The following is a 14929-nucleotide window of genomic DNA, read 5'->3' on the forward strand; positions in this document are numbered from 1 at the left end:
CTCCACTTACTACTATGCACCTTTTTTCATTGTCGTGAAAGTATTTTTTGAAAATTGTAACAATTTAAATGTAAAAAAAAGAAAGCAAACGCATAATGCTTGCTCTCCTCATTATTTATATAACAACACTTTCGACACCTGCTGCGCGGTGGAACAGCTTTCCGTTCCATTTGAGTGCCCATTGTACGACAGGCCCTAAGCCGAACGCCATAAATACAGTACCGACTCCGACTGGTCCGCCCAATACAAAACCTAATACAGCAACCGTTACTTCCATTGTCGTCCGTGCGCGGTTGACACTCCAGCCGAGGCGATGCACCAACAGCAGCATTAATGTATCACGAGGTCCTACACCGAGGTTTGCGACCATATACATCCCGCAGCCGAAGCCGAGCAGGACAACGCCAACAACAAACGCCAATGTTTGTTCTAACAGTGTATTCGCATCCGGTAATACTATCAAAAATATATCAATAAAAATCCCTGTCAGGAACATGTCCAAATAAGTCCCTGCTTTTGGCAATCTTTTTGTGAAAAACGTATCAACAGCCAGAATTAGCAAGCCCAAAATAATGGACCACATACCGACCGTCAAGCCCAAGTTTTTTTGTAGTCCGATATGAAGGACATCCCATGACCCAACGCCCAGTATTTGTCCTTTGATCGTCAATGCGACGCCTAATGATAAAACAATGATGCCTGCAATAAAAAATACGCAGCGCCAATAAAATTCCTGTTTCACTTTCACATGTAATCCCTCATCAATCCTCAATATAATCCTTACTCATTATAACGATTGAATCGGCAAAAATGGATTTACAATAAATTCGAAACATTTGAACTTTTTGAGCTGCAAATAGACCCGATTAGAATAGGGAATATAGGTATTTAATTTTCATATGAATAGCGCAATTCATCGGACGAATTGTCGACATCTACAACTAAATGATGTTCATTAAAAAACCATTCATCGGATTTTTCGATATAATAATGAATGCCTTCAACAACTGTTTCAACGCCTATTTCATGCGGCTGTTCCCGGGTCATGCCTAACGAAAAACCTTCATGAAAAGGTGAAGAACCTCCATATCGTGCATAAAAGCGAATAAAATCGCCTTTTTCTACTTCCATCTCTTGTTTAAACCAATTGAGTGCTTTTTCTGATAGTTTGATTTCCATATGTTTCACCTCTATTGCCATTATGCAGTAAATAAAAAAAACTTACAAAGCTCGCGTTCTGAATTTCAGGCACAAAAAAAGACTGAAAGGAAACCCCTTCAGTCAACAGTTTAAAATCCTTTAATTTTCGGTTCAGTACCCGCTTTAATCCGCTTAATATTTTCACGGTGACGGTAAAAAATAAAGCCTGCCAAAACGACAACTAAAATGAGTAATGCATATTCACCTGTCAGCATCCAATGAACAATTACATAAATAACGGCCACAGCGGATACAATCATAGATGACAAGCTCACCATCTTAGTTAACTTTAAGGCGATGACAAATACGATGATTAAAATTAAAAATAACGGTAAATTATAGCCTAAAATAACACCGCCGCTTGTAGCAACCGCTTTCCCTCCACGGAAGCTTGCGAAAATCGGGAACATATGGCCTGCTGCTGCAATCACACCCAAGAATAGCGGGTGGACAGTGCTGTCTGCAAAAAACGGCAATAACGGTAGCAATACCGCAGCCGTTCCTTTTAATATATCAATAAGCAATACGGCAATACCCGGTTTTTTACCTAATACCCTAAATGTATTGGTCGTTCCTAGATTGCCGCTGCCTTGTTGTCGAATGTCCGTTTTGTAAAAAATTTTGCCAATCCACAAAGCTGATGGAATGGAACCGATTAAATAAGCACAAATAATAATTAACGCGTTGATCAAGTGTTGTGCTCCTTTCGAATTCAGAATTACTACTTGGTACTAATAGTATGTATCGAATATTTTACAATGTTTTTTAATAGAAGGAAAGAGGTATTATTTTTTCGTCCATCGTGAAAAAACAGGGAAAAAGTTACATTTTATTGTTTGCTACTAAAGGATATGCTTTTAAACGTTCGTTTTTGATGATACAATTAATCTTTGCAAAGCCTAAATCAGTACCTTTAAACATTGACATCATGCATATTTGAGCGTACGATTAGGTAGTAAATAGAACGTTTGTTTGTATTTTTGGAGGGGATTACATTTGGTAAAAAACCAAACCGGTATTTCGTATAATGAAGATGCCATTCAAGTATTAGAAGGTTTAGAAGCCGTACGCAAAAGACCAGGGATGTATATTGGTTCTACAGATAGTCGAGGTCTTCACCACTTAGTGTATGAAATTGTAGACAATGCAGTGGATGAAGCGCTTGCTGGATATGGAAATCATATCATCGTGAAGATTCATGAAGATAACAGTATTAGCGTGCGTGACCATGGTCGTGGTATGCCAACAGGTATGCATAAAATGGGTAAACCAACCCCGGAAATTATTTTCACCATCCTTCATGCAGGCGGAAAGTTTGGACAAGGCGGCTATAAAACAAGTGGTGGTTTACATGGTGTTGGTTCATCTGTTGTAAACGCCTTATCATCATTTTTGGAAGTAACGATTTACCGTGATAACCAAATTTATCGCCAGCGCTTTGAGCAAGGCGGGAAACCGGCGACATCGCTTGATATGATCGGGAAAACGAAGGAAACAGGAACACTCGTACATTTCCTGCCGGATCCATCGATTTTTTCTGTCATTAAATATAATTATGATACATTGGCAGAGCGCTTACGTGAATCTGCATTTTTATTAAAAGGATTAAAAATTGAACTGATCGATGCCCGTGGAGAAGGACAGCATGAAATTTTCTATTATGAAAACGGGATTGAAGCGTTCGTCACATACTTAAACGAAGAAAAAGACGTATTACATCCGGTTAAATATGTAGAAGGCACAATTCAAGAAATTGAAGTGGAGTTCGCACTGCAATTTAACGACGGCTATTCCGAAACGATTTTATCGTTCGTCAACAATGTCCGTACTCGTGATGGGGGTACACATGAAACAGGTGCCAAAACAGCTCTGACACGTGTATTTAATGAATACGCCCGCAAAATTGGATTACTGAAAGAAAAAGATAAAAATCTGGAAGGTACCGATATTCGTGAAGGTCTGACAGCAATTGTTTCTGTCCGTATTCCTGAAAATCTGCTTCAATTTGAAGGTCAGACAAAAGGAAAGCTTGGTACATCTGAAGCTCGTTCAGCCGTTGATACCGTTGTTTCAGAACAATTAATGTATGTGCTTGAAGAAAATGCCGAGCTGTCGGCTTCTTTAGTGCGTAAAGCAATTCGTGCCCAACAAGTGCGTGAAGCAGCACGTAAAGCACGTGATGATGCCCGTAATGGGAAAAAGAGAAAATCAAGTACTCTTCTGTCTGGTAAGTTGACACCTGCACAGTCGAAAAATGCTTCAAGAAATGAATTATACCTAGTAGAGGGTGATTCTGCGGGTGGTTCGGCTAAGCAAGGTCGTGATCGGACGTTCCAGGCGATTTTGCCATTGCGCGGTAAAGTCATCAATACCGAAAAGGCAAAGCTGCAGGACATTATGAAAAATGAAGAAATCGCAACGATTATCCATACGATCGGTGCCGGTGTCGGAGCTGATTTTTCGGTGGAAGATGCCGCTTACGATAAAGTTGTCATCATGACCGATGCCGATACAGATGGTGCTCACATTCAGGTATTATTGCTGACATTCTTCTACCGTTATATGCGTCCGCTCATCGAAGCAGGAAAAGTATATATTGCGTTGCCGCCTCTTTATAAAGTATCAAAAGGATCCGGCAAAAAGCAGGAGCTTATGTATGCTTGGACAGAACAGGAGCTGAGTGCAGCTACGAAAAAAATCGGCAAAGGCTATATTATTCAGCGCTATAAAGGGTTAGGTGAGATGAATGCCGACCAGCTTTGGGATACAACGATGAATCCCGAAACACGTACATTAATCCGCGTTAAAATTGAAGATGGTGCTCGTGCAGAACGTCGTATTACGACATTGATGGGCGATAAAGTAGAGCCCCGCCGTAAATGGATTGAATCAAACGTCAACTTCGGCATGGAAGAGGATGCAAGCATTTTAGAAAATGAATTCATCCAGCATGAGGAGGTTAACGAATAATGAGTTTTGTAGAAAAATTTCAAGATTTGCCTTTAGAAGAAGTAATGGGTGACCGTTTTGGTCGCTATTCCAAATATATTATTCAAGACCGTGCATTACCGGATACACGTGACGGGCTAAAACCTGTTCAGCGTCGTATAATGTATGCGATGTTCCATGAAGGTAATACTTTTGACAAACCGTTCCGTAAATCGGCAAAAACAGTCGGAAATGTAATCGGTAACTATCACCCGCACGGAGATACTTCGGTGTATGATGCAATGGTCCGTATGAGTCAGGACTGGAAAAGCCGTCATATGCTGGTAGAAATGCATGGTAACAACGGTTCTGTCGATGGGGACCCGCCAGCCGCAATGCGTTATACGGAAGCGCGTCTATCTGCAATTGCCGCTGAACTGTTACGTGATATTAACAAAAATACAGTAGAATTTGTCCCGAACTTTGATGATCAGGATATGGAACCTACTGTATTGCCATCTCGATTCCCAAATCTGTTAGTTAACGGCGCAACAGGGATTTCGGCTGGTTATGCGACGGATATTCCGCCACATAATTTGCAGGAAGCACTTGATGCGGTTTTAATGCGTCTGGATAACAAAAGCTGTACAGTCGATGAACTGATGACCGTTATTAAAGGTCCCGATTTTCCGACAGGCGGTATTATTCAAGGTGTTGACGGCATTAAAAAAGCGTACGAAACAGGAAAAGGGAAAATTATTGTCCGTTCACGCACAGAAATTGAACAGCTAAAAGGCAATAAAGAGCAAATTATCATTACAGAAATTCCATTTGAAGTAAATAAGGCCAACATGATTCGTAAAATGGATGAGTTGCGTGTAAATGACCGCCGTTTAGACGGCATTTCCGAAATTCGCGATGAATCGGACCGTAATGGTTTACGAATTGTTGTGGAGCTGAAAAAAGATGTACCTGCACAAGGGATTTTAAACTTTCTATTAAAATCAACAGATTTGCAAGTTTCGTATAACTTCAATATGATTGCGATTCATAACCGTCGTCCAATGATGATGACACTGCCGCTCATGTTGGATGCGTATATTGATCACCAAAAGGAAATTGTGCGCCGCAGATCCCAGTATGACTTGACGCGTGCAGAAGATCGCTTACATATCGTTGAAGGTCTTATGAAGGCCCTATCTATTTTAGATGAAGTGATTGAAACAATCCGTGCTTCAAAAGATAAACGCGATGCGAAAAATAACATTATCGAGAAATTCGGCTTTTCGGAAGAACAGGCAGAAGCAATTGTCAGCCTACAACTTTACCGTTTAACGAATACCGATATTACACAACTGCAAAAAGAGCAAGATGAATTACATGAACTTGTTGTGAAACTGAAAGCCATTTTAGAGGACGAGAAGAAGTTGATCCGTGTTATTAAGTCCGAGTTAAATGACATTAAAAAACGCTTTACTTTACCTCGCCTTTCTACAATCGAAGCAGAAATCGAAGAAATTAAAGTAACGCGCGATGTATTGGTCCCAAGTGAAGAAGTTGTCGTAACCGTAACAAAAGACGGCTATGTAAAGCGGACAAGTCTTCGTTCACACAGTGCGTCAAACGGCAAGGATTTTGCGATGAAGGATTCCGATTATTTGCTGTATGAAGCTAACTTGAACACGCAGCATCATTTACTCCTGTTTACGAATAAAGGGCACTACATTTACCAGCCGGTACATGAATTGCCGGATATTCGCTGGAAAGATCTCGGACAGCATATTTCAAGTATTGTGCCGATCGACTCAAACGAAGAAATTATCGAAGTCATCGGTATTGAAACATTTGAGCAACCGAATATGTATGTATTTACCGCTACAAAAGAAGGGCAAATTAAGCGGTCGGCACTTGCTGACTATATCGTCACTCGTTATTCGAAACCGATTAAGACAATGAATTTAAAAGGCGAAGACGAGATGATTTTTGCGCGTCTTGTTACGGATAAGGAAGAAGTATTGCTTTCTACAAACACGAGCTATACAATCCGTTTCCCTATGGAAGATCTTCCGGTAACAGGTGTGAAAACAGCAGGAGTTAAAGGGATTATTGTTAAAGAGGGCGAGTACCTTGCGGCGGTTGCATTGTTAAAACCGGATCAGGAACAAGAGCTCGTAATCGTAACACAGCGCGGTGCCGTCAAACGAATGTTATTATCGGAACTTGAACTTGGCAACCGTGCAAAACGCGGCGTCGTCATTTTAAAAGAGTTGAAATCGAACCCGCACCGAATTTTTACAATTTTAGTTGTCAACTTTAGAAATACGTTTACTATTGAGACAGAAAAAGGCGTACAGGAAACGATCTCTGTGACATCCTTAACGAGAGCGGACCGTTATTCAAACGGTTCACTGCGGATTGATACAGAAGGCGATGGGGCAATTAGCCGCGCCTATGTGGAGAAGACAGAGTAGGGATTCGTGTATATTAGCTGGATTCTAAACATAAGATAAAAGTAATTCATTGACATGGAAGGCATACTTTCATACAATGAAGTTAGTAAGATTCATGCGTGATGGATCTACAGTAGTACAGAGCGGTTGGGTGGCCCCCAATCGCTTTTTTATTTACCCTTTTTGATAGTTGAAATTAAAAACACCACCTAGATGGCGAGTCTAAGTGGTGAAAATAAATTTTTTACAGCATCATTCGGAAAAAACGATAAATTGTATCGACTAGACGAAAAAGATCAGTCACATAGCGAAAAATGGCGAGTTTTTCGTTACGCTTTTTTTCCGAAACAGCCTTAGCCTTTTCTTTGCGTGATGGATAAGACACAGTAGTACACCTCCTTTACAAAAGGAGTCAGCTGGATGCTGCTTTTCTATTGTACCATGAAATATTGAAGAGAATATTACTGTTTTTAATAGAAAATTATATAAAAAAAGCATCAAAAACCGGCAAGAAATTCTGCGGATTTTGACGTTTTTTTTATTACGGAAGTTTTTACATAAGTCCACTTTTGTAGATGGTAAGAGGGCGTCAAAACTTATCGAAAGTACATTTAATATTCGAATTCGAAAAGATGAAAGGGGCAAGCCTTATATAATCGGTGAAGAAAAATTTATTAATTGGAGCCATACAGAACGGTTTTTAGTAGTTGCAATCAGTACAATCGGGAATATTGGGATCGATGCGGAACATTTGATAATCCCTTATGAGGAATCATTATACGGTTGGATTTTACATGAACAGGAAAAAACCAAATTGAAAGCGGGCACTCTGTTTTCAGAGATTTGGACGAGGAAAGAAGCGATTTTAAAATATACAGGCGAGGGCATTCATGAAAATATGTGTGAATTAAATAGCTATGCTCTTGATTACAATATTTCTTCATTTACATATAACAACCTTTCGATGAGCGTGTGTTATGAAGATTGTTCAGACGTTTTGAAATTATATACGAGTGCTCAATAATCCTTAATCATTTGTAGTAAATAGTAGATATATAAAGAAATCAGCCTCTAACAGTGTTAGAGGCTGATTCGTTTATCCTCAACTCGTCAAAGTAAGGAAGGTTATTTTAGTGAGAAATGTCTTGTACAGAAATACCTGTTTGAGCTTTTACTTCAACTTCACGGTATTTCAGATCATTTCTTTCTTTAGAAATTAATGTACCGATAAATCCGCCTAAGAAGCCAAGAGGTACAGAAATTAATGCCGGGTTCGTTAACATAATTAACGGTTCACCAACAAAGATTGCTTTACCTTCCACCGGATTCCATACGTTTGGAGATACGGCAACTAAAATTAATGCAGAGATTAAACCTGTTAACATTGCTGTAACCGCACCTGATGTGTTGAAACGTTTCCAGTAGATTGTGTAGATAATTACCGGTAAGTTTGCTGATGCCGCAATACAGAATGCTAATGATACTAAGAATGCTACGTTTAATGTTTGAGCACCTAAAGCTAATAGAATCGAAACAATTGAGATAATAATTGAACCGATACGAGCTGCTTTAACCGCTTCTTTTTCAGTAACTTTACCTTTTTTAATAATTTGACCGTAAATGTCATGTGATAGGGCAGATGCACCTGAAAGCACTAAACCTGCTACTACCGCTAAGATTGTTGCGAATGCTACCGCACACACGAATGAGAATAGAATGTCGCCACCAAGCGCTTGTGCTAAAAGTGGGGCAGCCATGTTACCTGCCGGGTTCGCTGCTATGATTTCGTCTTTACCAACGAATGCTGCTGCACCGAAACCTAGGAAAATCGTTAATACATAGAATAAACCAACAATCCAAGTAGCCCAAATTACTGATGAACGAGCTGTTTGTGCGTCTTTTACTGTGAAGAAACGCATTAGGATGTGTGGAAGACCTGCTGTACCAAGTACTAACGCCATCAGCATTGAAATTGTATCAATACCATTTGTATAACGTAAACCTGGATTTAAGTAAGCTTCACCATGCTCAGTTACCGTAGTCATTTGAGTAAACATAGTAGCGATAGAGAAGTCGAATTTTGCTAATACTAAGAATGAAATAATAACAGTACCTAACATTAATAGACATGCTTTAATGATCTGTACCCAAGATGTTGCTGTCATACCTCCGAATAATACGTAAATTGTCATCATGACACCAACTAAAAGTACCGCCATCCAGTATTCAATACCTAACAGTAATTGAATAAGGGCACCTGCACCTACAAGCTGGGCAATCATGTAGAACAATACAATTGTAATCGTAGATAATGCTGCTGTACCACGAACTTTTGCTTTATCGAAACGAGCTGTAATCATGTCCGCTAATGTGAAACGGCCTAAGTTACGTAATGGCTCTGCTACGATATATAAAACTACTAAATAGGCTACAAGGTAACCGATCGAGAAGAAGAATCCATCGAAACCGAATAATGCAATCGAACCGGCGATACCTAAGAATGATGCTGCTGATAGATAGTCACCAGCAATCGCCAGACCATTTTGCCAGCCCGTTAAACCACCGCCAGCTGTATAGAAGTCTGATGCACTAGATGTACGTTTAGACGCCCACCAAGTAATGACTAAAGTTAAACCTACGATTGCTACGAAGAAGAATATCGCTGTAAAACTCATTTGCTTTTACCTCCTTCATATTCCGCAATAATTGCTCTCGCTTCTGCGTCATATTTATTAGCACGTGCTACATAGAAGTGAGCTAATCCCCAAGTCATTATGAATAAACCTGCAGAATAGAGCCAAACCCATGTAATGTCACCAATCGCTTTTTGATGTAAGATTTCTGTAAACGAAGTTAAGATTGGTAATAACATATAAAGTACTAAAAAAATTGCGGTAATCGACCATAAAAATGAATTCTTTTTTCTTGCAAGTTGCCTGAAAGATTGCTGCGATGCAATTCTCTCATAATCAATAATCGGCTTTTGATTATTCCCCATAAACATTCCCCCATTTGTGATAATTATTACTGCTTAATGTACGTAAAATTCTGCTTTTAGGATTTTACATTTTCATTCTATTTTAGCTGTAACAAAATTGCAACACTTTTTAAATAAATTATGTGGAAAAATTTACTGCAAAAATAAGTTTAATAGAGAAAAAATAATACATTAAGGGGAGAATATTAAAATGTAATATTTTGGGTAATTGGTGAAAAGGTATATGCTATATGGGTTTGAAAGGGTCTAAACATTAAAGTATTACAAAAAATCAGAAATTTAATTATAAGAAAATATTATTCATTTCTATAAGTAAAAGTAATATTTAAAAAATAATTTATTTTACAAAAATATGAATTCAGTATATTCAAAAAGTTATATTCATGAAAAAAGTGGTATAAAAAAGCAAAAAACTGTCCGAAAATAGTAAATATTTTCGAGACAGTTTTCTACCATTCTAATCTATTCATCTAATTTACTTTCTTATAATAATTAATGAGAAACATCTTGTACAGAAATACCTGTATGTGCCTTGACGCGGATCTCTTTATAAACACGTTCTGACTCTGCACGTTCCACTTTATGTGCTGTTAATATAGAACCTAAATAACCTGCTAAGAAACTTAAAGGAATCGTAATAATGGCAGGTACTGCTAAGTTCACGAGCGGTTCGCCTACGAAAATCGCATTTCCTGTAGGACTCCAAATGTTAGGGCCTAGCGCACCTAATACAAGACAAGATACTAAACCGGTAACCATTGCTGCAACCGCGCCGTTTGCATTGAATTTCTTCCAATAGATCGTGTAAAGGATAACTGGTAAGTTCGCCGAAGCCCCGATACAAAATGCAAAGGATACAAGGAATGAAACGTTTAAACTTTGCGCAAATAATGCCAAAATGATAGAAACAATTGCAATGGAAATCGAACCAATTCTAGCTGCTAATACTTGTTGCTTTTCTGTTAATTTCCCGTCTTTAAGAATCTCACCGTAAATGTCATGCGAAATCGCTGATGCACCTGTTAATACTAACCCGGATACAACCGCTAATATAGTAGCAAACGCAACCGCACAAATAAATGATAATAAAATATTGCCGCCTAAAAACTCTGCCAACAACGGGGCAGCCGTGTTACCCGCAGCATTTTCTGCGATGATTTTATCAAACCCGACGAAGTGCATTGCGCCAAAACCTAAGAAGATTGTCAACGAGAAGAAAATCGCTGTAATCCAAGTTGTCCATGAAATCGATGCACGCGCCGTTTTCGCATCTTTTACCGTAAAGAAGCGCATTAAAATATGTGGTAAACCTGATGTACCGAGCACTAATGCAAGCATCATCGAAACCGAATCGATTGTAGAGGTATACTTCATACCAGGTACTAAATACTCGTCACCGTAATTTGTGCTAACCGTATCAAACATTTTCACTAAACTAAAATCAAACTTCGAAAATACTAAAAACGCCAATAATGTTGTACCGAACAATAATAGACCTGCTTTAATAATCTGTACCCAGCTCGTTGCCGTCATTCCGCCGAACAGTACATACGTCGTCATCATGACCCCTACAATTAAAACAGCCATCCAATACTCAATACCGAATAAAAGCTTAATTAACGCGCCCGCACCAACCAATTGGGCTATCATATACAAAATTACGATAATGATCGTGCCTGTAGCAGCTACACCGCGAATCCGTTTTTCATTAAAACGCGCTGTCAGCATATCAGCCAAAGTATAGCGTCCTAAATTACGCATCGGTTCTGCTATTATATATAGTAGAACTAAATTTGCAACGACATATCCGACAGAAAAGAAGAAGCCGTCAAAGCCTGTTAATGCTATCGCTCCGGAAACCCCTAGAAATGCAGCTGCCGATAAGTAGTCACCGGCAATGGCAAACCCATTTTGCCAACCTTTTAAACCACCGCCAGCTGTATAGAAATCACTTGCTGAAGAAGTTCTCCTAGCCGCGATATATGTAACGATCAAGGTTAAACCGACGATACCAATAAAGAAACCTGCTGAAACAAGATTCATCGTTATGCACCTGCCTTTTCATATTCTTGTAAAACGGCAGCTGCAGCTTTATCAAATTTTGATGCCATTTTTACGTAGAGTGTACATAAAATAATGGTCATAATGAATAGGGCAAGCGAGTAAACCCATACCCACGTAATATTGCCGACAGCTTTCTGTTGTAACACAGAAGTGAATGCCAGGATCGGTAATAAGAGGTAAAATGTCAAAAATGTTATAGTTATTCCGAATAAAAATGTGTTTTTCTTCTTTACAAACTGATTAAATGTTTCCATGCGATCGATTTTATCATAGTTAATACCATCGCATTTCGCTGAGATTTTGTTATCTAATTGACTCAACGGAATTCCCCCTTATGAAAAATTATTCTGTTTTAAACGGCATATTACGCTTTGGACCCGTTAATAGTACTCATTGTAAGAGGGTGGGGAATATAATGCAATAACATTTTTTCTGAAAACTTGGAATGTTTAAAAAGGGAATGAAGTAGAATTATCAAGTTTTAAGGAGATAAAATAGAAGGAGTGGTGTTTTAAATTTACAGTAGATTATTATTCAAGAAAAAGAAAGTAAAGAAAAACATATTTTAGATAGAATTTAAATTACATGAAGCACAATATTATATTTCGCTACTAAAAATATTTGTAGTTTTCGCTTTTTTTTAGCAATCCAGCAAATTGTACTATAACACAAAAGTGATAGTAAAAATTTGATATACTTAACATGTAAAAATTTTTATTTAACCTATTGATTTTAATTTGTAGAATAAATCGATTGTAATTTACAAAAATTGAAAGTTAAATATTAATATTTTGACTATGTGTTAGAAAAAACCCGGGATATTATAAATAAAGAATCAAAAAAATATTAAAATGGAGGGACAGTATGTTGAATTTGAATTCGAAACGATTAACTTTTGAACGGTATTCAGATAAGGATCTTGCGCATGTTATTGAGCTTGTTTCGGACCCATTTATGATGAAATTTATTGGAAATGGACATACAAAAGATGAACAGTATGCAATTCGATTAATCGAACGGATGATGGAACAGTACCGTAATTTTGATGATTATGGATTACATAAATTAATCCATCGTCAAACGGGCGATTTTATCGGTCATGCAGGGCTTGTTGCACAAGTTATTGATGATACATTTGAAATTGAGCTTGGGTACTGGATTAAACGCGCTTACTGGGGACAAGGCTATGGATTTGAAGCAGCTCAGGCATTGGCAAAATACGCAGATGAAGAAATGTGGTTGCACCGTTATATTTCAGCAATACAAGTAGGTAATGAAGGATCTAAAAAGATTGCATTAAAAAACGGGATGCATTTGGAGAAAACCATAGAAATGGACGGGAAAATGGTTGAAATATATGTTAAGCTCAATTCATTTGAAGAAGATGAAACGGAAGCGTTATAAGAGGAGTATCGACACATTGTGAAAACGTATTTTGAAAGCTACGAACAGTATAAAAGGCAAGGGAATTCAATCAAAACAACGACCATTACAGCAAAACAGTTGCTGCCGGCGCTTATTGCCCATATGGAGCGTATGGACAGGCAATTTACGCTGCACATTAACGGACAGCTGCCTATGCCAATCGATGAATTATTGAAGGAAGCTTTTGATCAGTGCCATCTAGAACAGCCATTTTATACCCAGCATTGTGAAAAGCGCAGCTACAAATATCGCCAATTAACGAAAAACCGGATTAAAGTTGAGTTTACGATGCGTTACCGTATGGCGCGGCAGGAAGAAAAATGGATAGTTGATGAAATTCAAACCATTTTAAAGAATCGAATACATCCAGACATGTCGGAGTTGCAAAAGGTCTTAATTGTCCATGATTATATTGCCAGAACGTATAGCTATGAACGTCATACAGAAGGTTCGCCGTTTGCTGTATATACGTTTATGAACGAAAAACACGGTGTTTGTATGGCATACGCGCTTTTGTTTGAAAAGATGATGGAAGTTTTGGAGATCCCTTGTTATTATGTGATTGGAAAAGCGGCGGGTGAGGGAACAGAGGGACATGCTTGGAATATGGTGCAAATTGATGGGCATTGGTATCATGTTGACGTGACTTGGGATGATATCGGTTCTATTCCAGGCAGAGAAGTTCGCTATCGCTATTTTTTAGTTGCGGACGAGAAAATGCGTCTTGATCATGAATGGAATGAAAATCATTATCCCATTTGTACGAGTACTAAATTTGAAGCATTTCATCGTTTATATGATGGCTGTGTCGTCAATACTAGTGTATATTATCCGCATCCTGGAAATGGTCATTTGTATGAAATGAACTTGGCGAATTATCCATTACAGGCTAAACAGAAACTTTCTGTTAACATTCAATTTTGTTTCTCTATAAATGAATTGTTATATTTCAGGAATGATTCTCATAATCGCTATTTGTATCAATTTGAAATTGCTGCTGAGGAATTGACGCAGTTAAGCGCGGAACCAGTTATACGAATCTATGAAACTGAAACGACATTGGAAGTCTTGTATGCTGATGAAACGACAAATAGTATTCAAAAGTTGTTTTCAGCGGATACAGAAAGTGAAGATTCACTAAGAGTTGAAACGGATGAAAATCGCTTGGAAGTCCCGTTAAATACATTTGGGGACAGCTGGGTAGCATCAGTTGAACAACAAGCGGATTGTCAGCCAATGGTGTTTAAAAGCGCGGATGGAATCGAATTGATTGTAGAAGATCGTTGTAAACAATTAACAGTAGATATATATATTAATAGAGGTTTACATATACAAATAACAAGTAAACGAAAAAATGTGGAATTCCATCAGCCGGCACAATTGAAAATGCCAACCGCGTTAATACCAGGCTTGGAGCAGCAGTTAAGTAAACAAAACGCGTTAGAGTATTTTACTGATGAAAATTTTATTTATATACAGCTGTTTAAAAGCGTAACGATCCAACTGAAAAAGTAAGCAAATGACCATAATATATGAATCCGGTTATATTATGGTCATTTCATTAAAAAAAGTATTTCGTCTCACTATTATAAGTATACTTTTGAAACGAGACTTAACTTCCTATAATATATATTATGACCGTGTCCCTATTTTGTATACCTATAAAATCTTCAATGTATACTTTCCTCGTGTAAAAGGACAGGAATCTCCAACTTTTAATATTCCCCTATTTTTATGGACAGGAAAGTTCAACTTTTTGTATTACAAATAATCTTCCTTTTAAATTCAATATTAGTGCCTGTTGAATTTAGTATATAGTCAAAATGTATAAATGCTGTATATTCTATTGCTATACGTTAAAAGT

The 14929-nt window shown here is 38.1% G+C and carries 13 protein-coding genes; 5 read left to right on the top strand and 8 right to left on the bottom strand.

What is annotated here, in order from left to right; translation table 11 throughout:
- Nucleotides 1-115: 115 nt before the first annotated feature.
- From MHB58_RS09300 to plsY, 3 genes are all read right to left on the bottom strand, one after another.
- Nucleotides 116-742, bottom strand: a complete 627-nt coding sequence (locus tag MHB58_RS09300; RefSeq protein ID WP_039967526.1) for a YczE/YyaS/YitT family protein — start codon at nucleotides 740-742, stop codon at nucleotides 116-118.
- A 146-nt stretch (nucleotides 743-888) separates the two neighbouring features.
- The gene (locus MHB58_RS09305; protein WP_008408787.1) at nucleotides 889-1179 is read right to left on the bottom strand and encodes a HesB/YadR/YfhF family protein; all 291 of its coding nucleotides are present in this window, start codon (nucleotides 1177-1179) and stop codon (nucleotides 889-891) included.
- A 110-nt stretch (nucleotides 1180-1289) separates the two neighbouring features.
- Complete coding sequence (plsY, locus tag MHB58_RS09310; protein ID WP_008408785.1) at nucleotides 1290-1892, bottom strand: glycerol-3-phosphate 1-O-acyltransferase PlsY; 603 nt, start codon at nucleotides 1890-1892, stop codon at nucleotides 1290-1292.
- Between the two features lie 304 nt (nucleotides 1893-2196).
- On the opposite strand from plsY, the gene parE reads away from it, so the two are divergent.
- Both parE and parC read left to right on the top strand, forming a co-directional pair.
- The gene (gene parE / locus MHB58_RS09315) at nucleotides 2197-4170 is read left to right on the top strand and encodes a DNA topoisomerase IV subunit B (RefSeq protein WP_014823879.1); all 1974 of its coding nucleotides are present in this window, start codon (nucleotides 2197-2199) and stop codon (nucleotides 4168-4170) included.
- Nucleotides 4170-6599 (top strand): DNA topoisomerase IV subunit A, encoded by a 2430-nt coding sequence (gene parC / locus MHB58_RS09320; RefSeq protein WP_014823878.1) that lies wholly within the window; start codon nucleotides 4170-4172, stop codon nucleotides 6597-6599. The genes parE and parC overlap by 1 nt, the downstream gene beginning before the upstream one ends.
- A gap of 223 nt (nucleotides 6600-6822) precedes the next feature.
- On the opposite strand, the gene MHB58_RS09325 is transcribed toward parC, so the two are convergent.
- Nucleotides 6823-6963, bottom strand: coding sequence for a hypothetical protein (locus tag MHB58_RS09325; protein WP_014823877.1), 141 nt, complete (start codon nucleotides 6961-6963; stop codon nucleotides 6823-6825).
- A gap of 141 nt (nucleotides 6964-7104) precedes the next feature.
- On the opposite strand from MHB58_RS09325, the gene MHB58_RS09330 reads away from it, so the two are divergent.
- The gene (locus MHB58_RS09330) at nucleotides 7105-7602 is read left to right on the top strand and encodes a 4'-phosphopantetheinyl transferase family protein (RefSeq protein ID WP_014823876.1); all 498 of its coding nucleotides are present in this window, start codon (nucleotides 7105-7107) and stop codon (nucleotides 7600-7602) included.
- Between the two features lie 106 nt (nucleotides 7603-7708).
- Here the strand turns inward: MHB58_RS09330 and MHB58_RS09335 are convergent, their stop codons facing one another.
- The 4 genes from MHB58_RS09335 to MHB58_RS09350 form a co-directional block, all read right to left on the bottom strand.
- Nucleotides 7709-9253: a solute symporter family protein gene (locus MHB58_RS09335; RefSeq protein WP_014823875.1), complete on the bottom strand. Its 1545-nt coding sequence runs from the start codon at nucleotides 9251-9253 to the stop codon at nucleotides 7709-7711.
- The gene (locus MHB58_RS09340; RefSeq protein WP_008408773.1) at nucleotides 9250-9576 is read right to left on the bottom strand and encodes a DUF485 domain-containing protein; all 327 of its coding nucleotides are present in this window, start codon (nucleotides 9574-9576) and stop codon (nucleotides 9250-9252) included. The genes MHB58_RS09335 and MHB58_RS09340 overlap by 4 nt, the downstream gene beginning before the upstream one ends.
- A 492-nt stretch (nucleotides 9577-10068) precedes the next feature.
- Entirely contained in the window at nucleotides 10069-11619 is a 1551-nt protein-coding gene (locus tag MHB58_RS09345) for a solute symporter family protein (protein WP_014823874.1), read from the bottom strand.
- A gap of 2 nt (nucleotides 11620-11621) precedes the next feature.
- Nucleotides 11622-11960: a DUF485 domain-containing protein gene (locus tag MHB58_RS09350; RefSeq protein WP_008408769.1), complete on the bottom strand. Its 339-nt coding sequence runs from the start codon at nucleotides 11958-11960 to the stop codon at nucleotides 11622-11624.
- A gap of 544 nt (nucleotides 11961-12504) precedes the next feature.
- Between MHB58_RS09350 and MHB58_RS09355 the strand changes: the two genes are divergently transcribed.
- Nucleotides 12505-13044, top strand: coding sequence for a GNAT family N-acetyltransferase (locus MHB58_RS09355; protein WP_065215969.1), 540 nt, complete (start codon nucleotides 12505-12507; stop codon nucleotides 13042-13044).
- 18 nt (nucleotides 13045-13062) lie between these two features.
- Nucleotides 13063-14580 carry a transglutaminase domain-containing protein gene (locus MHB58_RS09360; protein ID WP_340735077.1) on the top strand — a complete coding sequence of 506 codons (1518 nt, stop codon included), beginning with the start codon at nucleotides 13063-13065 and terminating at the stop codon, nucleotides 14578-14580.
- Nucleotides 14581-14929: the final 349 nt, after the last annotated feature.

It is taken from the genome of Solibacillus sp. FSL K6-1554, assembly GCF_038005185.1.
GTDB classification, from domain to species: domain Bacteria; phylum Bacillota; class Bacilli; order Bacillales_A; family Planococcaceae; genus Solibacillus; species Solibacillus silvestris.

What these genes read in the sequence shown, in the direction of transcription:
- MHB58_RS09355 (WP_065215969.1), top strand. Translation starts at nt 12,505, where the DNA reads ATGTTGAATTTGAATTCGAAACGATTAACTTTTGAACGGTATTCAGAT.
- MHB58_RS09345 (WP_014823874.1), bottom strand. Translation starts at nt 11,619, where the DNA reads ATGAATCTTGTTTCAGCAGGTTTCTTTATTGGTATCGTCGGTTTAACC.
- MHB58_RS09305 (WP_008408787.1), bottom strand. Translation starts at nt 1,179, where the DNA reads ATGGAAATCAAACTATCAGAAAAAGCACTCAATTGGTTTAAACAAGAG.
- MHB58_RS09335 (WP_014823875.1), bottom strand. Translation starts at nt 9,253, where the DNA reads ATGAGTTTTACAGCGATATTCTTCTTCGTAGCAATCGTAGGTTTAACT.
- MHB58_RS09340 (WP_008408773.1), bottom strand. Translation starts at nt 9,576, where the DNA reads ATGGGGAATAATCAAAAGCCGATTATTGATTATGAGAGAATTGCATCG.
- parC (WP_014823878.1), top strand. Translation starts at nt 4,170, where the DNA reads ATGAGTTTTGTAGAAAAATTTCAAGATTTGCCTTTAGAAGAAGTAATG.